Source organism: Eggerthella sp. BIOML-A4, assembly GCF_009875575.1.
In the GTDB taxonomy this organism is placed as follows: domain Bacteria; phylum Actinomycetota; class Coriobacteriia; order Coriobacteriales; family Eggerthellaceae; genus Eggerthella; species Eggerthella lenta.
Genome location: NZ_WWRX01000003.1, coordinates 13,145 through 36,825, shown reverse-complemented (window position 1 = coordinate 36,825; position 23,681 = coordinate 13,145). Strand labels below are relative to the sequence as shown.

The window sequence follows — 23,681 nt, the reverse complement described above, 5'->3', positions numbered from 1 at the left end:
GAACCCGGTGCATGACGCATCGGGTTCTTTTTTTACCTGATCGCCAACGTCGGCTCGGCGCCTCATGACGAAGCTACGACGCCAACCCGCGCCTCGCCAAGAGAGCCCGCTCGTTTTGCAGCAGGCCCTCCACAAGATAGGCTGCCGCGCACGAACGCCCTCGCACGGATGTGTCTCGGAGCAGCGTCGTCGCGCGCCGATCCCACCCCGAACGCTATCGCGAAATCCTGGTAAGTTCCCGTCGATATTGCTATCCTCATTTGCGGATAAACAGGAGGGACAATCGTTCGACCTGGGGTTTCTTGATCGAGACGAGCAGCTCGGCCGACTCGAGACGCGGAAAAGCTCGCATATCGACGCGAACTTGCCCTTTTTCCCGCGCGCCCCCTGGAGCCGGCCTCCTTCGCGCCCCGCATGGGGACTTCCCCACGTGGGACGCGAGTCGCCCCTAAAGGCACATGCGGTAGATGCGCTCCACGTCTTCCGCGCCCAGGCTGCGCAGGCCCGGGATCCGACCGCCGCCGCAAGCGTGGCGCGCCATATCCTGGAAATGCGCCTCGTCGATGCCGAGCTCGGTCAGGGTTCCCTCAAGCCCCAGCGTCTCGGAGGCGAAGGAGCTCACGCGCTCGATCGCCCTGCGAGCGCCTTCTTCAGGCGAAAGACCCTCTTCCACCCCGAACACCGCAATGCCCAGACGATAGATGGCGGACGCGGTCCCGTCGTCCAAGATGTACTCGAGCCAGCGCGGGGCAAGGATGGCCAGGCCATGACCGTGCGTGATGTCGTAGTAGGCGGACAGCTCGTGCTCCATCATATGGCACGCACACCCGTGCACCGTCCCCGCATCGAGCACCGTGTTGAGCGCCATGGACGATGCCCACATCAGGTTCGCACGCGCCTCGTAGTTCTGAGGCTCCTCCAACGCCACCGGGGTCCACTTCACCACCGTGCGCATGACGGCCTCCTGCATCTCCAGGACCAGGTCGAAGGTGGCATCGCCGGCAAGGTAGTAATTGTCCAGCACGTGGTTGAAGATGTCGAACGCGCCGCACGCGGTTTGGTACGCCGGCAGGGTGTAGCTGTGCTCGGGGTTCTCGAAGGCCACGCGGGGGATCAGCGCGCTTCCGCCCAGGCCGATCTTCTGGTTGACGTCCATGTTCGAGATGACGCTCCAAGCATCCATCTCGGAACCGGTTGCAGCGTTGGTGAGCACGACCGCCACGGGCAGGGCATCGGTCACCCATGCGCCGCCCGCGACCAGGGGCCATACGTCGCCGTCCGCGGTCTTGGCCGCCGCGGCGACGCCCTTCGCGCAGTCGATGGCGGACCCGCCGCCCACGGCCAGGACCACGTCGATGCCGTTCTGCCTGCAGATGGCGGCGCCCCTGTTCGCGGTGGTATGGCGCGGGTTGGGCTCGACGCCTGCCAGCTCGAACAGTTCCATGCCGGCGCCTTCCAGAAGGCCGCGCACCTCGTCGTACAGGCCGCTCTTCTTGATGGAGCCGCCACCGTAGACCATCAGCACCTTCGTGCCGAAGGCCGCGAGCTCTTCAGGAAGGTGCTCCAGCTGGTTCTTTCCGAAGTACACCTTGGCAGGGTTGTGGAAGATGAAGTCGTTCATAGTGTTGCCTCTTTCCTATCCTCTTGCTTTCCTTCTTGCCTTCTTGCACGGGCTGCCCGGCAGACGGCCCGAACCGGCCACCGTTCAGCCGAAGCTCCCTTACGCAAGCCCCAAGCCCTCGATCCAGGGCGCCACCTGATCGAGCGCATCGGGAAGGGCGCTCCTTTCGACGGTCAGGCCGTCCAGCAGGTTCGCACCGGGACACAGATCGCGGATATCGGCCAAGGCGCCGTCGATGCCGCTGCCGCCGCTCGTGCAGAACGGCGCGACCGCCTTGCCCGCCAGGTCGTGCTGCAGCAGAAACGAGCGCATCACATGCGGCAACCGCCCCCACCAGATGGGATTGCCCAGGTAGACCGCATCGTAGGCATCCCAATCCGGCACCGCGGCCGCGATCGGCGGCAGGTAGCCCTCGTCTTGTTCGCGCCGCACCTGGGAAGTCATGGCATCGTAATCGTCGGGATAGGCGTCGGTCGTCTCGATGCGGAACAGGTCGGCACCCGTCGCCTCCGCGATGCGCTCGGCGACGGAAAACGTGTTGCCCGAGTACGAGAACACCGCCACGAGCGCCCGCCCGCCGTGGGCCGCGGGCTCGGGCTCGGACGCAACGGACTCGGCCGGTCCGCCCTCCTCGTCCGGCGCGGGCGCTTCGTTTTCCTCAACCTGCTCCTCTGCCGCAACGCATCCGGCGAGCATGCCGCCGCCGAGCACCGCCATGCCGAAGCCGAACGACCCCATGACGAAGGTGCGCCGGTCCAATTCGCTTTGTCTCATGCTGACTCTCCTCTCGCTTCCGTCCTTCGAGTCTACGTCCTGGAGCTGATTCCAAGTCAAATGGAAATCATGTGCAGAGCGATCAACGCAGAATGCGGACGAGCTCGATGCCCTCCGACTCGCCGCGGTCGCGGCTGTACAGGCGCTCCACGGAATTGTTCCAGTGCTCGTGCACGCCGAGGCTCTCCACCGGGTTCCCTGCGCCGTCGCGGTACGCGGCTCCCGACGGCGGTGCAGATGCCAACGCGGCTTCGTGCAGGTAGTTCTCCACGCCCAGGTTGCCCTCGAGCGCGGCGTTGCGGCTGACGACCGCCGGCTGGTTGATGAGGAAGTCGGCGCCCACCGAGTCGATGGCCACCGGATCCTGCGACAGGAAGATGCTGGCCGCGAACCCGCCGTCGAAGGGCGCGCCCTCCCACTGCGCCGCCTCGCGCGTGACCGACGCGCCTTCCGAGGTTGCCGGCACCAAGCCGTCCAGCATCCACAGCATCGTCTTGCCGCCCAGCAGACGGTTGGCGAACAGGTCGACGAGCACGGTGTACATGCCCATGGCCTGGCCGGACACGTAGCGGTGGATGCCGGCGGCCTCGGGCGGTCGCAGGCGGCTGGAGTTGACCAGCGAGCCGAAGTGGTTCTTCCCGCACAGCGTGAGGCCGTAGCTGTGCCCCTTGAGGCTTGCGAGGTTGATCAGGTAGTCGGCCTCCGACACGCAGGCGGGCACCACGTTCGCCGCGCCCGCCACGTCGGCCGACCAGACGACGGGCGCGCTCTCGTCGCCTGCGGCGTCGTTCGGGCCGCCCTCGTCGTAGTAGCGGAAGCGCACGCCGGCAAGCGCGCCCTCCGAGCAGAGCTCCATCATATGCGCCGGGAAGATGCGGCACGCGTCGTACACCGCGATGTCGCCCGCCGCTACGCCCGCGTCCTCCACGAGCGACAGCAGCAGCGCACGCAAAAGAACCGGCGTCGTATAGCTCATGGCGCTGTCCTCGTCCGCGCCGAACGTGCCCGCGCCGTTCATGTTCGCCTTGACGGCGATCCGCTGGCCCGCCCGATAGCCGCCCGCGCGCCCGGCGCGCGCGTTGTGCGCCTCGAACAGCACGCGCCATCCGGCCGCCGCATCGTCCGCGCCCGCCGCCGCAGCCACGCCGTCGTCCACCATGCGCCGGACCGCGTCCTCGTCGAAATGCTCGCGCTGCCACCAGTAGCCCGACCCGTCCCAGGTCACGGCCGCCGCGTCGCGCACCCAGGCCACGCGCCCCGGCCTTGCGCCCACGCCGCGGCCACAAGGCTCGTGCGGCGGGAATACGGAGTCGTACGGCTGCGGCTCGGAGGAGGAGGCGGGGGCAGGTTCGAGCATCGGCGAGGGCTCGACGGGCGCTGACCCTACCGCCGGCTCCGCGCCTTCCCCGCCCGCGCATCCGCCCAGCATCCCGCCCGTCAACGCCGCCGCGCCTATCGCGGCCGCACCCATGACGAACGTGCGCCTATCCATACGCGCCTCCTCCATCGCAGCTCCCTTCGTCAACGTTTCTCTGATGTCGTGCCGATCCTGCCGATCGAAAACGCTTCGTAAAGCGGCCTGAAAGGGAACCATCCCCTTTCAGGCCGTCGCCTCCCTACAAAACGCTCGCGGCATAGAACGCGTAGCGGGCTACAGCAACGCCGGCGAAGGCGCAGACGAAGGCGAGCACGGGGGCAACCGCGCCGGGCAGCCTGCCCTTCCAAGCCAGCAGGCCGAAGGCCGCGCCCGCCGCCGCCAGCACGACGGCGGCCGCGAACGGCAGCGCGTCGTGGCCGAGCCCCGCGAAGTGCGCGGCTGTCAGCGCGATCGACGCCACGACCAGCGCGCCGAGCGCGGCGAAGGCCGCGGCGAACGCGTCCGAGCGGTACGCGCCCTCGCGCATCAGAGCCCACAGCGCGGAGCCCATGGCAAGATCGCCCAGCACGAACAGCGGCAGCGTCTGCCACGCAGCCCAGGCGGGGTTGCCGTAGCTCGTGAAGTACACCCATCCCATGATACACATGAGGGCGCCCGCTGCCACGGCGGCCACGACGCGCACAGCGCGCGGGCTGGCGCCTCGGCGCAGCAGCAAAACGAAATCGACCAGCATCAGCGCCCCGAATGCGATGGACCAGTACGCCTCCTCGGCGATCATCGACGAAGGGTTGCTCATCGCCAGCAGGAAGCGCTCGGGGCGCCCGAGGTGCCCGAGCACGCCCAGCAGCCCGACGCCCAAGAGCGCGAGGCATACGAGCGGGAACAGCCACGGCCGCTTCGGCTTGCGATCAACATCCGGAAATATCGCCGCCGCCACGTACGCACCGGCCGCCAGCCCGCCCAGCGTCGTGAACAAGAACAAGGGAAACTCAGAGATCATCGTCATCATCCGTCCTCACTTGGATCCAGGCGCGGCGAACGACCCGCCGCGCCGACTCTTCCTGCCAGGGCTTCAGCCCTCGCATGCCGCCAGCTCGTAGTCCTCGATGCCGAAGGGACGCGTCTGCTCGAGCGCCGCCAGAGCCTCCTCGACGGCGGCGAACGCCTGCGCCTCGGGCGATCCGGCGACCGCTCCCAGCGCTTCGAACTTTTCGCCCGACGCCGAAACCTCCTCGGTCCACAGCGCCGACTCGGCCAAGAACGTCGCATCAAGGGCGACGAACGCGGCCAGCGCCTCGGCCGCTTGCGGGTAGAGCACCGCCGTCGCAGAGCGGCGCAGGCCCTTCGCGTACTCTCCCAGCCACGCTGTCATATGCTCGACGACGAAGGACTGCTGCGCGCGCAGCCCGGCCGCCAGCTCGCGCACGTCGCCCGCGATCAGCTGCGCGAGCGAGAACCGCGCCTCGCGCGCCATGAACGCGCATTCGAGCGCCACGTGGTCGTCGGGCACGCGCTGCAACTTCCGAGGCTGCACGCCGCGCGCCCGATACGCGGCGCGCACGGCCAGGGTGCCCTCCTGGAACACGGTCGGCTCGCCCGAGCGGTGCGGCGCCTCCCACGGTAGCGCCGGCAGCGCACCGGGGCCTACCAGCACGCGCACGTGCTCGTCGCGCGCCGCCTCCAGCAGGGTGGCGCGCCCCTCCGCAGCGGCCAAATCGGACAGGAAGCGCCCGAAGCCGCGCATGGTCTCGTCGTCCTCCGCGTACTCGTCCACCGCGTCGGCCGTCGCCCCGCCCAGCAGGGCCTCGAGCACCGCCGCGTCCGGAGCCGCGCCGAACAGCTTGTGGAACAGCGCGTACAAGCGCGCGCGGGCGAGCAGCAGGGCCTCGAGCGCGACGGACTCGCCCGTCGGGTCGGTCGGCGCGCTCACAGCACGACCTCGTTGAAGTCGCTGCGCTGCGCCTCGGGCGACGCGTGCAGCAGCAGGTTCGGCCGCGTGGTCGCCGCCGACGGCAGCACCGGCAGCTCGCTCACGGCGTCGCCGTGCTTCGCTCGCAGCTCGTCCACGTCGCCGAACTCGATGGCGCGCATGGGGCACGCGTCTGCACACACCGGGTTGCGGCCGTCCTCGCGCAGCGCCTTGCAGGCGTCGCATTTCACGATCATGTTCTCGTCCTCGTCGAACTGCGGCGCGCCGTAGGGGCACGTGATCATGCAGTTGCGGCATACGACGCAGCGGTCGTCGATATGCTGAACCGTGCCGTCGTCGGACTTGAACATGGCGCCGGTGGGACACCCCGCAACGCAGGCCGGATCGTCGCAGTGGTTGCACGACACCGTCAGATGGAACATGCCCACCTCCGGGTACGTCCCGCATTCGAAGCTTCCCACGCGCCGGGTGCGAGGGCCCGCCGCTTGCAGGTTGTGGCGGTCCTTGCACGCCACCTGGCAGGTTCGGCAGCCGATGCAGCGCTGCACGTCAACGTAGAATCCCAAGCTCATGGTTTAAGCCTCCTTGCCTTCGTACATGCCTTCGGCGACGTAGGCGGGCGTTCCTTCGGCGTCGATGCCGGCAGCCAGGAACGGGCCGCGGTCGCAGTCTTCCACCAGCGCCTCGCCGTCGTACTTCTCGATCTCGATGAGCAGGCTGTTGTACCCGTCCACCTGGGGGAAGTAGTTCGACTGCTGCCCGTCGGACAGCATCTGCTCCGACCCGCCGCGGTCGACGATGCTGTCGGGGTCGCTCTCGTCGAACAGCGAGCGCACGCCGTGCGGGATGCCGACGGTGCCCGGCATCATCCCCTGCAGCGGCTGGGCGATGCGCAGCATGCGGCCGAAGTCGTTGTAGCACACCACTGTGTCGCCCGCCTTTATGCCGCGCTCCTCGGCGTCCTGCGCGTTCATGAACACCGGGTTCCTGAACGCCTCCTGCGTCCACGTCATGTTGTCGTAGCAGGTGTGCGCGCGGCGCATGTAGTGCGGCGTGTACGCTTGCAGCGGGTAGGCGCCCTTCACCTTGGCGTCCCAGTCGGCGAACGTGTCCTGGTAGCCGCGGTTGGGCACGAAGTAGTTCGCGTAAGGCTTGATGGGCTCGGAGTTGAGCCCCGTGCGGTTCACGTTGTCGGCTTTGAACTGGCAGTATATCTCCAGCTTGCCCGAACGCGACGGGCGCGGCCACGCGGTGTCTGCCACGACCACCTCGCCGTTCTCGCCGATGCCCAGCTTGTCGTCGCGGTAGCCGACGTAGTTGCGCCTGTCGTCGGGAGAGCGGCGCGCCACGTACGAGCCGTCAGCCATGAACTGGTCGAACGATATCTTGCCGTGCTGCTCCGGATAGTTCGCGTGGTGCTTCCGGTTGTCATCGGCCGTCCAGGTGATCACCGGCTCCCAGCGGGAGAGGTCTTCGGAAAGCTCGCGCATCCCCAGGAAGTAGCCCAGCCACTGGTCGTAGTTGCTCTTGGGGTAGGCGTCGTCCGCGTCGAAGCCCATGCGCTCGATGATGTCGCGGCAAATGCGTTTCTCCTCGCGCGCCTCGTACATCGGCTTCACCAGCGGGCGCCAGGCAACAAGCGCGTCCTTGCGCTGCTTCTGCCCGTTGCCGTCGCCGAAGGGGCTCGGCCAGCAGAGCTCGCCCCACTCCTCGTCGTCGTTGCCTTCCCAGTGGGTGGCCACCGGCAGGATGATGTCGGCGAAGGAGGCGGTCAGCGAGTACTTGATCTCCAGCGAGATGCAGGTGTCGGCGGCGCGCATCACCTTGATGGCGGTGGGCAGGTTGCCGCGCGTCTGCATAAAGTTCGAGTTGGTAGCGAACATGAGGCGCGGGTTGACCGGCATCTCGCGCGCCGCGTGATAGGTGGGCGTGTTCGCGCGCAGCTTGGCGGGGTCGTCGCCCGATCCTAGGTCGTAAGGGCCCTCGGACGAGGACAGGTACTTCCCCTCTGCCAACGAGCTCCACCACGAGTTGCCTTCGATACAGCGGTTGGGGCCGGTCGCTCCCGGCGAGCCCACCAGGTTGTCGATGTAGGCGTACTCGCCGCCCGCATGCTGGATGAGGCGGTAGCCCGAATCGCCGGCGTCCCACGTGTAGATGGCGGCCGAGCCGTGACCCGACTTGCCGTAATGGCCGCCCAGCGCCGACACGGTCATGAACGCCTGCGGCAGATTCTCGGCGCCCAGGTAGCGGGAGGCCGCGTAGCTATGGAAGAAGATCACCTTGTTGTCCTTGGCGGCCAGTTCGGCGTACCACGTGATGTCCTCCACCGGCGTGCCGCAGATCTCGCTCGCCCATTCCGGGGTTTTCGGCGTGCCGTCGTAGGCGCCCAGGATGTAGTCGCGGTAGTTCTCGTCAGTCGCCGCGTCCTCCGGCATGGTCTCGGGCGTGAAGCCCACCGTGCGCTCGTTCACGAAGTCCCAGTCGATGACGTCGCCGCGCTCCTCGTCCAGGCGGATCATCTCGTAGATCACGGCCAGCAAAAACGCCGTATCGGTGCCCGGCCGCACGCGGATCCAGCGCGCGCCCAGCTGCGCGGCGGTCACGTTGTAGCTGGGGCCCACGTACACGAACCCGGTGCCGGATTCCTTGGCGTTGTTCAGCCAGTACATGCTGGAGTGCTGCGCCCAGGCGGGGTTGCAGCCGTACAGCACGATGGTGTCGGCGTTCGGCAGGTCGTACTTGTCGGGGCCCATCATGATATCGGGGTGATCGCCCCAGGAGTACAGGCCCAGCGCCTCGGTCTGGAAGGCCCAGCAGCCGAACGACTCGGTCTCGGTGTTGTACACCGCGCCGCCGATGACGGGGAACATGGCCGAGCCGGGCGCCCAGCGCCAGCCGTTGCAGATGACGGCGTCCTGGCCGTACTCGGCGTAGACGCGCTTGAGTTCGCCTACCACCAAATCGAGCGCCTCGTCCCAGCCGATGCGCTCCCACTCGTCCTTGCCGCGCAGCTCGCCGTGGGCGTTTTCGCCGCCGCCCGGCTGCCAGCTCTTGCGCTTCATGGGGTACTTGATGCGGTCGGCGTTGTACACCTGCTGGCGCAGGGACCGCCCGCGCAGGCAGCCGCGCTGCTGCGGGCAGTCGAAGCTGTCCTCGCGGGCGTCGTCGGTCTTCTGGCGGACGACCACGCCGTCCACCACGTAGCCCATGTTCAGGCACATCTGGTTGCAGTTCTGGTGGCAGTGAATGGGCATCCACTCGCCCGCATCAGCTAGGATACTGGTATCGGACGCCACGACGTGCGCGACGTCCGATCCGGCATCCTGCGCGGTGCCCGTCGAGCAGCCGGACAGCCCGAACGCCGCCGTCGCCGCTGCGGCCGCCGCCGTCCCCTTCAGGAAATCACGTCGCTTCAGGCTTTTGTCGAGCAGGGACATATGCTCCCCTTTCTCCTTGAGTTGCACGGTTTCTCTCTGCTGCCGATACTAAAACCGGCGAGGCGCTATGAAAAATGCCTACAATGAATTGTTCTTCATACCGGTTTTGTATAGCTTTGTTGAACGAGCGACAGGAGGGCGTCGTGGAACTGAGGACCTTGGAGTACTTCCTGGCCGTCGCGCGCGAGGGCAACATCTCGAACGCGGCGAAAGCCCTGCACATCACCCAGCCGACGCTCTCGCGCCAGCTGTCGTCGCTCGAGAAGGAGTTCGGGCGCGAGCTGTACACGCGCGGCCCCAAGGGCATCGAGCTGACCGATCAAGGATCCATCCTGTGCCGCTACGCGGAGTCCATCGTGGAGCTGGCGCGCAAGGCCGAGGAGGACATGCTGCCCTCCGAGCGATCGATCGGCGGCACCGTCCACATCGGAGCGGGCGAATCCCAGGCGATGACGCTCATCGCGCAGGCCATGGACGAGGTGCGGCGCACCTACCCCGCCGTCGATTTCGCCATCCACAGCGGCACCACCGCGGAGCTGAAAGACGGGCTGGTGCGCGGGTTCTACGACGTGATGTTGGAATGCGAGATGCGCGAGCACGCCAAGATGAACGCCATGCACCTGCCGGTGACCGACGTATGGGGCGCGCTTGCGCTGCGCGACAGCGCCGTGGGGCGGCTCGAGGGCATCTCGCCTGCCGACCTGGCGGGACAAGGCATCATCGCCTCGCGCCAGGCGCTTGCGGGAACGCTGCGCGACTGGGCGGGCGACGCGCTGGATCGGATGGACGTGGTCGCCACGTTCAACCTGCCTCTGAACGGCCGCTACCTCGTGCGCCAGGGCATGGGCTGCATGCTCACCTACGAGGGCCTGTTCGACGCGAGCGAGAGCAGCGACCTTCGCTTCGTTCCCTTCGCCCCGCGCTTCGAGGCTCACCAGGGCCTCGTCTGGCGGTCCTCCATGCCCAACAAGCAGACGCGGGCCTTCCTCGACGCCATGGAACGCGTATGCGCGAGGCATGCGGAAGACGACGCAGGCATCTCGTAGACCGTACGCAACCGTATCGGCGTTTCCCGCCTTCTTCGCTCCCCCCCCCTCCTCGCGTCGCCATGAAACCTCCATTTGACTTGGAGCCTGCTCCAAGGGGCACACTGGAACGCGACAAGACGATCGACGCATCGCATACGACGAGAGGAAACCCCATGGGAAAGAGCGTCCTGGTGGTATCGGCCAGCCTGCGCCCGACCAGCAACTCGCACGCCCTCGCGCTCGCGTTCGCCGAAGGGGCGCGCGAGGCGGGCCACGACGTGGAAACGGTCAGCCTACGCGGCAAGCGCATCGAGTTTTGCCGCGGGTGTTTGGCTTGCCAAGCCGGCGCCGCATGCCCGCTGAAAGACGATGCGGCCGCCATCGTGGAGCGCATCGTCGCGGCCGACGCCATCGCGTTCGCCACGCCCATCTACTTCTTCGAGATGGCCGGTCAGATGAAGACCCTGCTCGACCGCAGCAACCCGGCCTATGCCGCCGATCCTGCGTTTCGCGACGTGTACCTGTTGGCCACGGCGGCCGACGAGGACGCCCATGCGTTCGACGGGGCGACGAAGGGACTGCAAGGCTGGGTCGACTGCTTCGAGCAGGCACGCCTCGTGGGCGTGGTGACCGCCACGGGAGTCGATGCGCCGGGCGCCATCGAGAAGCGCCTGCACGAAGTCAACCGCGCACGCCTCATGGGATGCGGGGTTTAGACGGCGCACGGCCGCCGGCCAACTCAAGGGCTGCTTGAGGTTCTTCATGCCTCCCAAGCATGGTGAACCTTTCAATATAAGCATTGCTATCGGTTGAGCAGCGCGGTATGTTGACAGCAGGATGAACGGACTTCCCCACGACCTGCTAGGAGGCGTGCTATGCAAATCGCCGAAGTCGCGAAACGCTACGGAATCTCGGTCGACACCATTCGCTACTACGAGCGCATCGGGCTCGTCCCCCACGTCACCCGGCTGCCCAACGGCATCCGCGACTTCACCGAATACGACTGCGGCTGGGTGGAGTTCATCCGCTGCATGCGCGAATCGGGCGTACAGATCGAGGCGCTCGTGGAGTACGTGGCGCTGTTCCAGGAAGGCGAGCACACCGCCGCCGCCCGCCTTGAGATTCTGGAAGAGCAGCGCGCGAAACTGGTCGCGAAGCTCGAGGAGATGCAGGCCACCGCGAAGCGTCTCGACGCCAAGATCGCCAGCTACCGGCCGGGCGGCGAATGCTCGGACGGCGGCGACGAATGGCTGCGCAAGGAATAGCCCGCTCTTTTCCTCGCACCCTCTTCCCAACGCGAAAGGAGCGCCCCTTCCCGGCGCTCCTTTCAACGCGTCAGGGAAGGCAGTGGATACGACGCATGCGGCCCCTCCCCACATGCTATATCCCGTCCCCTTGACGCCTCTCGCACACCTCGCACACCCCCGGACCGTCATGGCATTTATATATGATTAAAATCATCATGGACAAAAAGGGCTAGTATTCGGTAGTTTTTTACAGAGTTTTGCGGGCTTCAAAAGGTCTTGGTTACAAAAACGCCTGGTAGAGAGTGCATCCGGATTTACACGACTCATTAAAAGTGCAGATTCGCGCATGTTTTTGTCCATGACTTTATTACTTATATAACGATATGGGAGGACAAGCAGCAAGAAAAGCGGCCCGCGATCGACTAACGCTTGACGAACCTTTTTCAAGTCGGGCTCTCTTGCGTCAAGGCCAGAAAGCACCCGCATGCCAAAGGTTCCGCAGCGGCCTCAGCTTCCCCATGCTTTTCAGGCATGAAGATGCTTTCATTATAAGCATTGGCTATTCGCCTATCTCGGCGGTACGGTAGAGGAGGAAAACAAGCACTGTTCGCACTACCTTTGCTGGAGGCTGCCATGGACACCGAAAACCGCACAAGCCGCAAGCGCAACGCGTTCGCAACCGCGTTGCTGACGACCCTCGCGTTCGCGCTCGGGTTCGCCGAGTTCGTGCTGATAGGCATCACGCCCGACGTGGCCGAAGGGCTGGGCGAGCCGCTCACGCTCATCGGCGATCTCGTGGGCTACTACGCGCTGGCCTGCGCCGTCGCCACGCCCATCGTAGCGCTCGCCACGGCGCGCGCCGACCGCTTCAAGGTGATGGCGGCGCTGCTGGTGGTGTTCAACGCCGGAAACCTGCTCACCCTGTTCGCCGACGGCTATGCGCTGCTGCTCGTCTCGCGCGTGCTGCCCGCCGTCACGTCCGGCACGCTTCTGGCCCTCGCGCTCACCTACGTGCCAGACATCGTCGAGCCGAAGCGCGTGGCCGCCGTGCTGGGGCTCGTGCTGGCGGGCTTCTCGGTGTCGAGCGTCGTCGGCGTGCCCATCGGAGCGGCGCTGGCCGACCTGTTCGACTGGAAGGCCGCCTACGCGTGCGTGTTCGCGCTGGGCTTGGCGGTGAGCGCCGTCCTGCTGCCGACGCTCCCCCGCACCCCCGCGCACGCGGAAGGCGCAGCTCCCACCCTCCGCTCGCAGCTGCGCCTGCTCGCCGACGGCCGCGTGCTGACCAACATCGCCATGATCCTCGCCGGCGCGGCGTCCACCTACGTGTTCTACACCTACCTCGCCCCCATCCTCGCCGACGTCGTCGGACTCGACGCCGCGGGCACGAGCCTCGTGCTGCTGCTGTTCGGCGCCGCATGCGTGGGCTCGAACCTGCTATCGGGCTGGGTGGCCGGCCGCTTCGGGCTGCGCGCGCTGCCCGTCGCCTTCGCCGCGCACGCGGCGCTTTTGGCCCTGCTGGCCGTAAGCCTGCCCGCGGGCGTCGTCAGCATCGCGAACATCCTCGCGGTGGGGCTGCTCATGTACGTGATGAACTCCACCGTGCAGATGCTGTTCCAGGACATCGCGCGCGCCGACTACCCCAGCGCGCTCACGTTCTCGGCGTCGCTGCATCCCATGTCGTTCAACGCGGGCATCGCGCTGGGTTCGTTCGCGGGCGGGCTCGTGGTGAACGCGGGCGGGCTTCTGGCCACCGGCCCTGCGGGCGCGCTGTTCGCCCTGGCCGCCGCCGCGTTGGCGCTGGCGCTCGTGCGCATGACCGCGCGTCGCAGCGTCGAAAGCGCCGCCGAGGCCGCTCGCACTGCGGCAACCGCCCGCGAGCCGAGGTAGCCAGGGCCCTTTCCCGCCGGCAAACGCTGCGAAAAGGTTCCCTGTTGCACGATGCTCCATCCCGCTCGATGCCTGCGGACAACACGGCGAAGGCCTGTTCATGCACGCTTTTGTCAACCATTTCTTGGCATTTGAGGCTATTTTGGTTGACAAAAGCGTGCATGAGCGAGAAAAACCCGCATCCCCTCGAAAACTAGCAAGCCCAGGCGCACTCCCCCCCCTGCCCGTCGCGTCGGCAATGCCTCGGGTTACGGGGTATTCGCGCGGAACCTCCCGCAAACGCGCATGATAGGCTATCATAGACGCAGGTGATCGGTGCGCACCCACATCCGCGCCGCACGCGATGCGAGCCGCCGGCGCGGCGCGTCGCGCGAATCCCGCAATGATGCTTGGAGATACGCTTTGAGTTCGACGTTTCAAGACCTCGGCCTGTCCGAGACGACCCTTTCCGCCGTCGAGCGGATGGGCTTCACCGCCCCCCCCCCCGTGCAGGAGCAAGCGATCCCGTTGGTCCTCGAAGGTCGCGATGTCGTGGCCGCCGCGACCACCGGCACCGGCAAGACGGCCGCGTTCGCGCTGCCCCTGTTCGAGCGCATCGGCCGCGCCAAGCGCCCGGGATCGCCGCGGGCGCTCGTCGTGAGCCCCACGCGCGAGCTGGCCCAGCAAATCGACGCCGCTTGCACGCAGCTGGCGAAAGCGTCGAACCGCCGCATGCTCACCGTGATGGGCGGCACGAAGTACAAGGGGCAGATCGCGAAGCTCGACCGCGGCATCGACGTCCTCGTGGCCACGCCCGGCAGGCTGTACGACCTCATGGAACGCGGCGTCGTCAAGCTGCGCGACGTGGAGGTGCTCGTGCTGGACGAGGCCGACCGCATGCTGGACATGGGTTTCTGGCCTACCATGAAGAAGGTCGTGGCCGCCACGCCCTCTTCGCGCCAGACGCTGCTGTTCTCGGCAACGCTCGACCGCAAGGTCATGCAGAGCGTGTCCTCCATCTTGAAGGATCCCGCGTTCGTCGAGGTGTCCCACAAAGGCGAGACCGCCGACACCATCGACCAGTTCATGATCCCCGTCGGCCCGATGAAGAAGCCCGAGCTGCTGCGCCTCGTGCTCCAGCAGCGCGGCAGCAAGCGCGTCATCGTGTTCACCGACACGAAGACGCGCGCCGAGATATGCACCGGCCAGCTGAAGCGTGCAGGCTTCCGCGCGGACTCCATCCATTCCGATAAGACGCAGGTGCAGCGCAAGCGGGCGCTCGAGGGCTTCAGCAAAGGTGCCATCGACGTCCTCGTTGCCACCGACGTGCTGGCCCGCGGAATCGACGTGTCGAACATCGAGTACGTGGTGAATTACGATCTGCCCGAGAGCCCCGAGGACTACGTGCACCGCATCGGCCGCACAGGCCGCGCCGGCGAGACCGGCTACGCCATCTCGTTCGTCAGCCCCGAGGCGAAGGCGCAACTGCTCGATATCGAGAAGCTGCTGGGCGAGCGCATCCCCACGCTGGACATCGACGGCTACGACGCGACGGAGGCGGAGAAGGCGCTCGCAAGCCAGTTCGTACCCAAGGCGACGGTGGGCAGCGCGGCGTTCTCGCGCTCCCTGCGCCGCAACGGCGCAAGCGGCTTCGGCCGCAGGCGCTAGCAAACGTTGCTAGCGGGGGTATTCCCTTTGCGGGCGGCGAGGGGATTGCGGCGCTTCGGGGTCGTGGGTTTCGGGCAGGTACGCCTCGTGCGTGATCACCGGGAATAGGTCGGCGGGGTCGGTCGCGACCTCGCGCCCTAAAACCCTCCCGAGCTCCTCGGCGAACGCATCGGTTCCGAGATCGCGCGGACTCGCCACCACCACCTCGTCCACCAATGCCGGAAGCGGCACTTCGCACGCCAGAGACGCTGCCGCCGTCGCCGCGATGACCTTGCTGACGTTGCCGTTCATAGATCCTCCGATCCACGGGGAGGCGAGCCGGCTTGCCGGCCGCCGCAAGGCGATCATAGCAAACGACCGCATCCGCCACAAGCGCGGCGCCGTCCGAGAGAGCACGCGCCGCCCGCCCGCAGCCCGCGAAGCGCCGGCCCCGCAGGACGATCGGAAAGCCAGCAGCCGCTTTTCTACACCATGTTCGCGAGACGCTTGGCATGCCAGGCGTCGAAGATGCCGAACAGCACGTGGAACAGGCCCGTCACGCCAATGGCGAGGACGGTGAACAGCACGGTCATGCCGAAGGTGAACGGCTCGATGCCGAACAGGCCGTGCAGCACCGTGGCTCCGAGCACCGTGCCGCCCACCACCACGACCAGCAGCGCCGCGCGGATGGGCGTGAACGGGATGGACAGACGCACGATCAGAAGCGCGCCGATCCAGGCCGTCAGCAGCACGCACAGCGTGGACACGTGCTCGTAATCGAGGTGCAGCACGTTGTAGCCCACCGTGTTCACAATGAGGATGGTGAGCACCGCGCAGATGGCGCCGGGGATGGACTTCACGATGACGTTCTCCAAAAAGCGCCCCTTGATGCGGTCCTTGTTGGGCTCGAGCGCCAGCACGAACGACGGCAGCCCGATGGTGAACGCGCTGATCAGCGTCATCTGGATAGGTTGGAACGGATACTGCCACGGCAGCAGGATGAACAGCACGGCCAGCGTCATGGACAGCAGCGTCTTCACGAGGAACAGCGACGCCGAGCGCTGCAGGTTGTTGATGGAGCGCCGCCCCTCGGCCACCACCTTCGGCATGGCCGCGAAGTCGTTGTCCACGAGCACGAGCTGCGCCACGTTGCGCGCCGCGTCCGAACCGGCCGCCATGGCCACGCTGCAATCGGCCTGCTTGAGCGCCAGCGTGTCGTTCACGCCGTCGCCCGTCATGGCCACGATGTGGCCCTTCTCCTGGAGGGCCACGACGAACGCCTTCTTCTGCTCGGGCTTCACGCGGCCGAACACGCTGTAGCGCTCGATGGCCTCGGCGATGGCCGCGTCGTCGGCCAGCGTGGTCGCGTCCACGTACGCCTCGGCCCTTGGCACGCCCACCTGAGACGCGATGCCCGACACCGTGCGCGGATCGTCTCCCGAGATCACCTTGAGGTCGACGCCCTGCTCCTTGAAGTAGCCGATGGTCTGCGCGGCCGTCGCGCGGATCTGGTCGTGGATGGCCACGAATCCCAGCGGTTCGGGCCTCCCCGCCAGATCGCCGTCCTCGGTGAAGCCCTCCACGCGCGCCAGCAACAGCACGCGCGCGTCGGCGGCCAGCCGTTCCTGCTGCTCGGCCACTTCGACGAACGCATCGCCCAGAATGAACTGGCCGGCGCCCATGACGTAGCTCTCCCCGTTCGCAAACGTCGCGCCCGACCACTTCTTGTCGGACGAGAACGGGACGGTTCGGACGGGCCGCAGCGAGCCGACGCCGCTTCGCGCATAGTGCTCGACGATGGCAAGCGCCGTGTCGTTCGGATCATCGTCCGCACGGGCGATGGAGGCGAACGCCGCGTCCACCGCGTCCTGCCCGACGCCCTTCACCGGACACACTGCCTCCACCTCCATCTTGCCTGTGGTGATGGTGCCCGTCTTGTCGAGGCACAGCGTGTCCACACGTGCCAGCGTCTCGATGCAGTACAGCTGCTGCACGAGCACCTTCGACTTCGCCAAACGCACCACGGCCACGGCCAGCACCGTGGACGTGAGCAGGATGAGCCCCTCGGGGATCATGCCCACGAGCGCCGACACCGTGGATAGGATGGCGCCGTTGGTCTCGACGCCGCCGAGGAAGTGCTGGCGCGCGAACAGCAACGCGCCCAGCGGGAAGATGACGAAGCTGACGAACCGGATGATGCGGTTCAGGCTGTTCATGATCTCGGAGTTCACGGCCTTGTGCTGCTTGGCCTCGGCGCTGATCTTCGCCGCGTAGTTCTCGGCGCCCACGTGCACCACGCGCGCCAGGACGATGCCCGCGTTCACGAACGAGCCGCTCATCAGCTCGTCGCCCGGGCGCTTCTTCACCAGCTTGCTCTCGCCGGTGAGCAGGCTCTCGTTCACGTCGCACGTGCCCGATACCACCTCGGCGTCGGCGGGGATCTGGTCGCCACGCCCCAGTTCGATGACGTCGTCGCGCACCAACTGGTCGAGCGGCAGCTCCGTCCGCGCGCCGTCGCGCAGCACGGTGGCTTTCGAGCTGGCCACGATGGACAGACGGTCAGTGGTGCGCTTCGAGCGAATCTCCTGCACGATGCCGATAGCCGTGTTGCACACGATGACCACCATGAACAGCATGTTCTTGTACGAACCGGTGACCAGCACGAACACGGCCAGGATCACATTGATGGCGTTGAACAGCGTGAGCGTGTTCTCGCGCACGATCTGGCGAACGGAGCGCGTGTGCACGCCGGCATCCACGTTCACCTCGCCGCGGGCAACCCGCTCCTCTACCTCTGCCGCGCTCAGCCCGCGCGGTTGCACCTGTTCGTCCATGCTTCGAAACTCCTCACGTTGCGCGGGCGCCCGGCGCCGCGCGATTCGCTAGTCTTTGACGTTTACGCCCAGTCGGCGCGCGATGCCGGCAGCCTGGAACAGGTCCATCGAGCAGCCGCGCAGCTCCTCCATCGTATCCGACAGCACGATATCGGCCAATCGACACGAGGATAAATCCACACCGTTCAAGCTCGCACGGAAGAAGCTAGTGCCCGCGAAGCGCACGTCGTCGAATTCGACGCGGCGCTGTCGCAGCTCGGCCAAGTCAGCGCCGGAAAAGTCGGTGGATCTCACGCTCACGTCTTCCAGCTTCCCCTTCGCGACGGACGCGTAGGCGAACGAGGAATCGCGCACCTCCACGCGCGACAGCACCGCCTCCAGCAGGTCGGCGCCCGTGAACTTGCACGACGAGAACGTGCAGCGCGTGAAATTCGCCTGGGAGAACGTGGAATTTGAGAAATCGCAGTTCGAGAACGCCACGTCGGACGCCATGGCCCGGTCGAAATCGCAGCCGACGAACGAGCACCCTTCCACGCGGGACTCGGTCAGCTCGACGAGGGAGAAGTCGGCCCCCTCGGCCGCGTCCCCGCGCACGAGAACATGGGACACGCGCAGGTCGCCGCCGTTGTCGCGCTCGATCCAGCCGGCGAGGTCGTCCACCTCCGTCAGCTCGCCCGGAATGTCGGGACGGGCCGGACGAGGCGGCCGGGTATCGGCAGATCGGCGTGCGGACTCGGTCATGCGGGGTTCCTTTCTTCGCACGACCAGTATACCGAAGCGCCCGTGAGCTCGCCTCCGCGTCTGCGAGCCTCCACCGTTTATCGAATCAACGCCGCCACGACGGCCATCGCCGCGGCGAACAGACCCACCGCGGCCAGCGGAACGGCCCCCGCCACGTAGGCACGCCGCGGTTCCAAGCGGTAGTACAGCAGGTAGCACGCGAGGCTGGTCAGCAGCACGGCCACCGCAAGCGCTCCCAGCGCGATGGCGGATGCCGTCGCGATCGCGCGCCTCCTCTTCGCCGGCTCAGACCAGGCGCATGTGCAGCAACGGGAACGGACGGCCGGCGTCGTCGACGGGCGAGCGGCCCGCCACGACGAACCCTTCGTGCTCGTAGAACCCGACGGCCTGGGGGTTCTGCTCGTTCACGTCGAGCGTGCGCACGCGCGCATGCTCCACGGCATGCGCCAACAGCGCGCGCCCGACACCGCGCCCACGCGCCTCCGGCGCGACGAACAGCATCTCCAGCTTGCCGTCCTGCGACCCCGCGAACCCGCACGGCGCACCGCCGTCGTACGCCACCGTCAACCGCTCGACGCCCGCGATGCCCGACTCCGCCTCGGGGCGCAGCCCCACGATATCGTCCTCGGCGAGGAAGTCGTGCGTGGCGCGCACCGAGCGCTCCCACACGTCCACCAGTGCGGCCACCAGCTCGGACGAGCGCTCGCCCGGCGTTTCGATATGCATGCTCGCTCCTTTCCCAGCCCTCTGACGATTCCATTCTACGCGACCAGGGCGCAGCGGCGCCACCCGCCTCCAAGTTCGATGCGGCGAAAATCGCGATCGAGAGGTAAAAACGAGGCGGTCTGGTAATCCCACCATTTCGATTTCATTTTCTGATGAAACGTCCGACCTGGGCAAACGCGCGAAGGCGGAACTCGTCGACCGTTGAAGCGACGGTTCGGGCCCCGCCAGGATTACCAAACCGATCGATTTTTACCGCAGGAGACCGGATTTCGCCTCACCCGCCGCCGAAGTGGCCCGCTGAACCGGCGAACCCTCAGTCCGCACCCCAGGCGCACGCCCCGCCGTCGAGAAGCGGGTCGAGCGGCTCGTACACGATCTCCTCCACGAACCAGCGGGGCTCCTCGTGGAACAGGAACGTATGCGCATGGCCCACCAGCACGTCGTAGCGCACGCCCTCGCCGCCCACCTTGAGCGACGTGCACCGCCGCACGCCCAGCACGGCGCGCACGGGGAAGCGCCGTCCGTCATGCCAAATTACGGCGCGCGGCACGATGCGCCCATCTTCGAGGAACGTCGCTTCCACCTCCACATACCGCTTCCGCCGCGCCGCTATGCCCTGCACCATGCCCCCGCTCCCCTCTCCATCCTGCCGATCCGCGCTCTTCGCCCGACGCTTCGTCGGCGGCCGGCCCGATTGGGCGCAAATTGAGAGCCCTGACAATCTCACGACCGAAAACCGTCGCACGGCCTCCCCGCCGCCCGAGAAACGCCTGACGGGCGAAAACGAGTCGCCCGCTCGATGTCGACGAGCCCTTGAAAAACTGCCAGGGCTCCCCTTTTGCTCCCGCTTCGGCCCGTCGCGCGTCGAAGGGGCCGCAGGTCGTCATCCTGAGCGGAAGCCGCAGACCTCTTCGCTTGCCCAGGATGACGGGCAGGGCACGGCCTCCGCGCAGGAGGACGACCCGCCCCTCGCCCCCCTTCAGTCGTAGAAGTAGCCCACGGGATGCACGACGTTCTCCTTCTTGATGTCCAGCCCCAGCAGGCTCTCGTCCAGCAGCTCCGCGCCGCGCTGGATGCAGGTGTTGCCGAAGCGGCGGCGCAGGTCGTCGATCGTCTCGTCCAAGTCCTCCAACATGCGCCGGCGCGCGTCGAAGGCCAGCTCCAGCTGCTGCGGCGCATCGCACGGCTCGAGGTTCGAGGCGCGCACGTGCAACCCGCGCAAAGGGTGCTCGCCGTCCAGCGGCTCGTTGGCCGCGAGCAGCCCCCAGGCCGTGCGCGCCACGATGCCGGTCACGTTCGTGGCGCGGCGCAGCGTGGTCTGGCGCGAGTAGCTGGCCAGGTCGCGCGCGCTGCGCACGCCGATGGACACCGTGGACGCGCGGAAGCGCGCCTCACGCAACCGCTGTGCCACGGACTCGGACAAGAGGTAGACGAGCGCCTTCGCGTCGGACGCGCTCACGATGTCGTGCGGCGCGGTCAGGCCGTTGCCGAAGCTCTTCACCGTGCGGTCCACCTCGTTTCTGGCCTGGTCGTAGGGCTTCACAGGCGTCGCATCCTCGCCCCGCGCGAACGCGCGCAGCACGAGCCCGATCTTGCCCAGGCGGCGGCGCAGCAGCTCGGGCGAGGCGCACGCCAGCTCGCCGATGCGGTCGATCCCCGACGAGTGCAGCTTGGCGCGCGTGGCGGCGCCGACGTACAGAAGCTCGCTCACCGGAGCTTCCCACACCCGGCATCGGTAGTTCTGCGGCGTGATGAACGTGATGGCGTCGGGTTTGCGGAAGTCGCTGCCGAACTTCGCGAATATCTTGTTCCACGACACGCCGACGGACACCGTGCAGCCCAGCTCGGCCTTGATGCGGCCGCTGATCTCGGCGGCCGTGCGCGCCGGGTCACCGCCCAGAAGCGGCAGCGAGCCGGTGAGGTCGAGCCACGCCTCATCGAGGCCGAACGGCTCCACGAGGTCGGTGTACTGGTAGTAGATGCGCCGCGCCATGGCCGAGTACGCCTGGTACACCTCGTAGCGCGGCGGCACCACCACGAGCCCCGGGCACTTCGCGCGCGCCTCCCACAGCGCCTCGCCCGTCTTGACGCCCGCCGCTTTCGCCTGCGCGCTCTTCGCCAGCACGATGCCGTGGCGCAGCTCCTCGTGCCCGCCCACCACGAGCGGCACGCCCCGCAGCTCCGGCCGCTCGGCCTGCTCGACGCTCGCGTAGAACGCGTTCATGTCGGAATGGAAGATCACCCGGCGGGCACCGGCGCCTTCGGGCGAGCCGATCACGCGGCCGCCGAACGTCTCGGGAACCCGCACCTCTCCTGTCGCCGCCATAGCTCCTCGCCGCCTTCCGCACCGTGTCTCGATCTCTTTGGAGAACGAATGTTCGCACACTGAAGCGCGGCGCACAAGCGAACAGACCATGGAGTTTCAGCGACGAGATATGCCTATTGATCAGGTGATATATAAGCGTGCAGCCCTACGGTCGCACCGGAAAGGCGGCAGAACCGCAGGGTTGCACGGAAGCGGTGAGCGCGCTTACGACAGGGCGATCGCCGGGCTGCCCTTTGTCACGATATGGGATTCCATCTCGCCGCCGAGGGCCGCTTTGGTACGAGCGGCAAGATCGTCGAGGGCCGCTGCGAGGTCGTCGTGGCGCGCCGGGTCGACGGATTCCAGGATGAGGAACGCGTTCGTCGTGCTCTCGGTGAGCATGGTGCGCACGCCGTCGCGCCAGTTCCAGCAACGGCACACCGCGCCGGCGTCGTCGAGGTAGCACACCTCGCCCGGCAGCGTCTCGGAATCGGCCTCGTCGCCCAGCGCGCGGAACGCGTCGCCGCCCTGTGTCACCGTGAGGCGCAGGTCGCCGGCGAACGTGTCGATGTCCTCGCCGCCGCACGGCAGCGCGTACGTCAGCGACACGGTATTGTAGATGTCCACGAGCGGATTGATGGAGCCCACTTCTCGGCCGCCGCTCGCGCGCTTCAGAAGCGCCTCGATGGACGAGCGCGCGCCCTTCTTCGTCTTGAACTGCTGGAACGCCTCGCGCCACACCGCCACTGCGGGGTTCTTGCTGATGGTGGGATCGGGCACGTGGGCGAGCGCCGCTTTGTTCGCCTCGACCAGCGCCGCCTTCACGTCCTCGCTCGACTCGTGCGCGTTGTCGATGCCCCGAGCCACCACGATGCCGATCTCCGCCTGGGGGAACAGCTCCCAAAACGCCGGTTCGATTGCAAACGATGCCATGATTCGCTCTCCTTCGTCTTCCCTGCTCCTTCTAGTCCGCGTTTCATTGTACCCGACGACGTGCGAGGCATCGAGCATTTGAAAGGTCTCGCCGTACGTTAGAATGGCCTCATGGAAAAGAACACCTTGAGATACTCCGGTATCGTATTCTTGGCCGGAGCCAGCTACGGCGCCCAAGCGACCACGGTGAAGATAACGTACGCCGCAGGCTTCACCTGGACCCAGGTGGTAGCGAGCCAGGCATTGTTCGCAGCGCTTTTGTTCGCAGTCGCGCTGCTCGTGCAGCGAGCGCGCGGCAAGCGTCTGGTCCCGCTTTCCCTCAAACAGACGATAGCTCTTTTGGCTCTGGGACTGAACACGTGCATCGGCACCGTGCTGTACAACTACGCGCTCACCCTGCTGCCTGTTTCGGTAGCCATCACGCTGCTTTTCCAGTTCACCTGGATGGGCATCGTCGTCCAGCTGGTGGTCATGCGCAGACGCCCGCGTGCGGCCGAGGCGGCAGCGGCGGCTGTTATCCTGGGCGGAACGCTCATGGCCAGCGGCATGTTCTCCGAATCGGTGGGCGCTCTTGACCCCGTCGGCATCGCATGCGGGCTGCTCTCGGCCGTCAGCTGCACCTTCTTCATGTTCTTCTCGAGCCGCGTCGGGCGCGGCATGCCGTCCGTTCAGCGCGGGCTCGTCGTGTGCCTAGGCGCGTGCGCGCTGGGCTTCGCGCTGTGCCCCGACTACTTCGCAAGCGGCGTTCTGCAGGACGGCATCTGGAAGTTCGGCCTCGTTCTGGGACTATGCGCGCTGTTCGTGCCGGTAGCGCTGTTCGGCATCGCCACGCCGCACCTGACACCGGGGCTGGCTGCCATCATGGCATCCTCCGAGCTTCCCTGCGGCATCGCCCTGTCGACGCTCGTGCTGGGCGAGCCGGTTGAAGCGCTCCAGGTCGCCGGCGTCGTTGCCATCCTGGCCGGCATCGTTATCTCGCAGCTGCCCCACTTAGGGCGCAGGTCGGACATCGGCGAAGGGCGAGGCGCCGGGTGCCGCGCCCGGCGCCTCGCGGCGGCCGCGCGGCGCGTTGGGCGAGAAGCGCCCCGCCGCTGATCGCGCTCGACGACCTCGGCGCGCGCGAACGGCTCGGAGGGTCGTCGTCGGCCGAACTCGAGCTCGCAGCGCGCCGCCGCTCGCCTGCGCTTAGGGGTCGTATACGGAATCCCATC

General features: G+C 67.0%; 21 protein-coding genes. 6 read left to right on the top strand and 15 right to left on the bottom strand.

The genetic code is table 11. The annotated features are described in order from the left end of the window. Positions 1–448: 448 nt before the first annotated feature. From GT613_RS03175 to GT613_RS03145, 7 genes are all read right to left on the bottom strand, one after another. Positions 449–1,621 carry an iron-containing alcohol dehydrogenase gene (locus GT613_RS03175; protein WP_009304672.1) on the bottom strand — a complete coding sequence of 391 codons (1,173 nt, stop codon included), beginning with the start codon at positions 1,619–1,621 and terminating at the stop codon, positions 449–451. 99 nt (positions 1,622–1,720) lie between these two features. Next, positions 1,721–2,395, bottom strand: a complete 675-nt coding sequence (locus GT613_RS03170; protein ID WP_009304673.1) for a flavodoxin — start codon at positions 2,393–2,395, stop codon at positions 1,721–1,723. Between the two features lie 82 nt (positions 2,396–2,477). Next, positions 2,478–3,887, bottom strand: coding sequence for a DUF362 domain-containing protein (locus tag GT613_RS03165; RefSeq protein ID WP_227101221.1), 1,410 nt, complete (start codon positions 3,885–3,887; stop codon positions 2,478–2,480). A gap of 124 nt (positions 3,888–4,011) precedes the next feature. Next, entirely contained in the window at positions 4,012–4,773 is a 762-nt protein-coding gene (locus tag GT613_RS03160; protein WP_227101223.1) for a DmsC/YnfH family molybdoenzyme membrane anchor subunit, read from the bottom strand. A gap of 72 nt (positions 4,774–4,845) precedes the next feature. Continuing rightward, positions 4,846–5,703, bottom strand: a complete 858-nt coding sequence (locus GT613_RS03155) for a molecular chaperone (protein WP_009608360.1) — start codon at positions 5,701–5,703, stop codon at positions 4,846–4,848. Continuing rightward, positions 5,700–6,275, bottom strand: coding sequence for a 4Fe-4S dicluster domain-containing protein (locus tag GT613_RS03150; RefSeq protein WP_009304676.1), 576 nt, complete (start codon positions 6,273–6,275; stop codon positions 5,700–5,702). Before GT613_RS03150 ends, GT613_RS03155 begins: the two co-directional genes overlap by 4 nt. 3 nt (positions 6,276–6,278) lie before the next feature. Next, positions 6,279–9,143, bottom strand: a complete 2,865-nt coding sequence (locus GT613_RS03145) for a molybdopterin-dependent oxidoreductase (RefSeq protein ID WP_009608341.1) — start codon at positions 9,141–9,143, stop codon at positions 6,279–6,281. Positions 9,144–9,286: 143 nt separating this feature from the next. On the opposite strand from GT613_RS03145, the gene GT613_RS03140 reads away from it, so the two are divergent. The 5 genes from GT613_RS03140 (at position 9,287) to GT613_RS03120 (ending at position 14,952) form a co-directional block, all read left to right on the top strand. Then, positions 9,287–10,189: a LysR family transcriptional regulator gene (locus tag GT613_RS03140; RefSeq protein ID WP_035576897.1), complete on the top strand. Its 903-nt coding sequence runs from the start codon at positions 9,287–9,289 to the stop codon at positions 10,187–10,189. A 155-nt stretch (positions 10,190–10,344) separates the two neighbouring features. Continuing rightward, complete coding sequence (locus tag GT613_RS03135) at positions 10,345–10,887, top strand: flavodoxin family protein (RefSeq protein ID WP_009304679.1); 543 nt, start codon at positions 10,345–10,347, stop codon at positions 10,885–10,887. Between the two features lie 159 nt (positions 10,888–11,046). Further along, positions 11,047–11,436 (top strand): MerR family transcriptional regulator, encoded by a 390-nt coding sequence (locus GT613_RS03130; protein ID WP_009304680.1) that lies wholly within the window; start codon positions 11,047–11,049, stop codon positions 11,434–11,436. A gap of 615 nt (positions 11,437–12,051) precedes the next feature. Then, positions 12,052–13,305 carry an MFS transporter gene (locus GT613_RS03125; protein WP_009304681.1) on the top strand — a complete coding sequence of 418 codons (1,254 nt, stop codon included), beginning with the start codon at positions 12,052–12,054 and terminating at the stop codon, positions 13,303–13,305. A 462-nt stretch (positions 13,306–13,767) separates the two neighbouring features. After that, positions 13,768–14,952, top strand: coding sequence for a DEAD/DEAH box helicase (locus tag GT613_RS03120; RefSeq protein WP_240132855.1), 1,185 nt, complete (start codon positions 13,768–13,770; stop codon positions 14,950–14,952). 9 nt (positions 14,953–14,961) lie between these two features. On the opposite strand, the gene GT613_RS03115 is transcribed toward GT613_RS03120, so the two are convergent. From GT613_RS03115 to GT613_RS03085, 8 genes are all read right to left on the bottom strand, one after another. Further along, entirely contained in the window at positions 14,962–15,243 is a 282-nt protein-coding gene (locus GT613_RS03115) for a hypothetical protein (RefSeq protein ID WP_009304683.1), read from the bottom strand. 173 nt (positions 15,244–15,416) lie between these two features. Next, positions 15,417–17,765 (bottom strand): cation-translocating P-type ATPase, encoded by a 2,349-nt coding sequence (locus GT613_RS03110; protein WP_009304684.1) that lies wholly within the window; start codon positions 17,763–17,765, stop codon positions 15,417–15,419. A 48-nt stretch (positions 17,766–17,813) separates the two neighbouring features. After that, entirely contained in the window at positions 17,814–18,506 is a 693-nt protein-coding gene (locus GT613_RS03105; protein WP_009608364.1) for a pentapeptide repeat-containing protein, read from the bottom strand. Between the two features lie 77 nt (positions 18,507–18,583). Beyond that, positions 18,584–18,724: a hypothetical protein gene (locus tag GT613_RS15285; RefSeq protein ID WP_156788358.1), complete on the bottom strand. Its 141-nt coding sequence runs from the start codon at positions 18,722–18,724 to the stop codon at positions 18,584–18,586. A 67-nt stretch (positions 18,725–18,791) separates the two neighbouring features. Further along, a complete protein-coding gene (locus tag GT613_RS03100; RefSeq protein ID WP_009304686.1) occupies positions 18,792–19,232 on the bottom strand; it encodes a GNAT family N-acetyltransferase in 441 nt (146 codons plus the stop codon). Positions 19,233–19,545: 313 nt separating this feature from the next. After that, positions 19,546–19,857 (bottom strand): hypothetical protein, encoded by a 312-nt coding sequence (locus GT613_RS03095; protein ID WP_009304687.1) that lies wholly within the window; start codon positions 19,855–19,857, stop codon positions 19,546–19,548. A gap of 354 nt (positions 19,858–20,211) precedes the next feature. Beyond that, on the bottom strand, positions 20,212–21,558 hold the full coding sequence (locus GT613_RS03090; RefSeq protein ID WP_009304688.1) for a DNA polymerase IV: 1,347 nt from the start codon (positions 21,556–21,558) through the stop codon (positions 20,212–20,214). Positions 21,559–21,762: 204 nt separating this feature from the next. Further along, entirely contained in the window at positions 21,763–22,470 is a 708-nt protein-coding gene (locus tag GT613_RS03085; RefSeq protein ID WP_009304689.1) for a B3/4 domain-containing protein, read from the bottom strand. Positions 22,471–22,581: 111 nt separating this feature from the next. Here GT613_RS03085 and GT613_RS03080 point away from each other — a divergent pair, with 111 nt between their 5' ends. Then, complete coding sequence (locus tag GT613_RS03080) at positions 22,582–23,565, top strand: EamA family transporter (RefSeq protein ID WP_009608347.1); 984 nt, start codon at positions 22,582–22,584, stop codon at positions 23,563–23,565. The last annotated feature ends 116 nt before the right edge of the window (positions 23,566–23,681 follow it).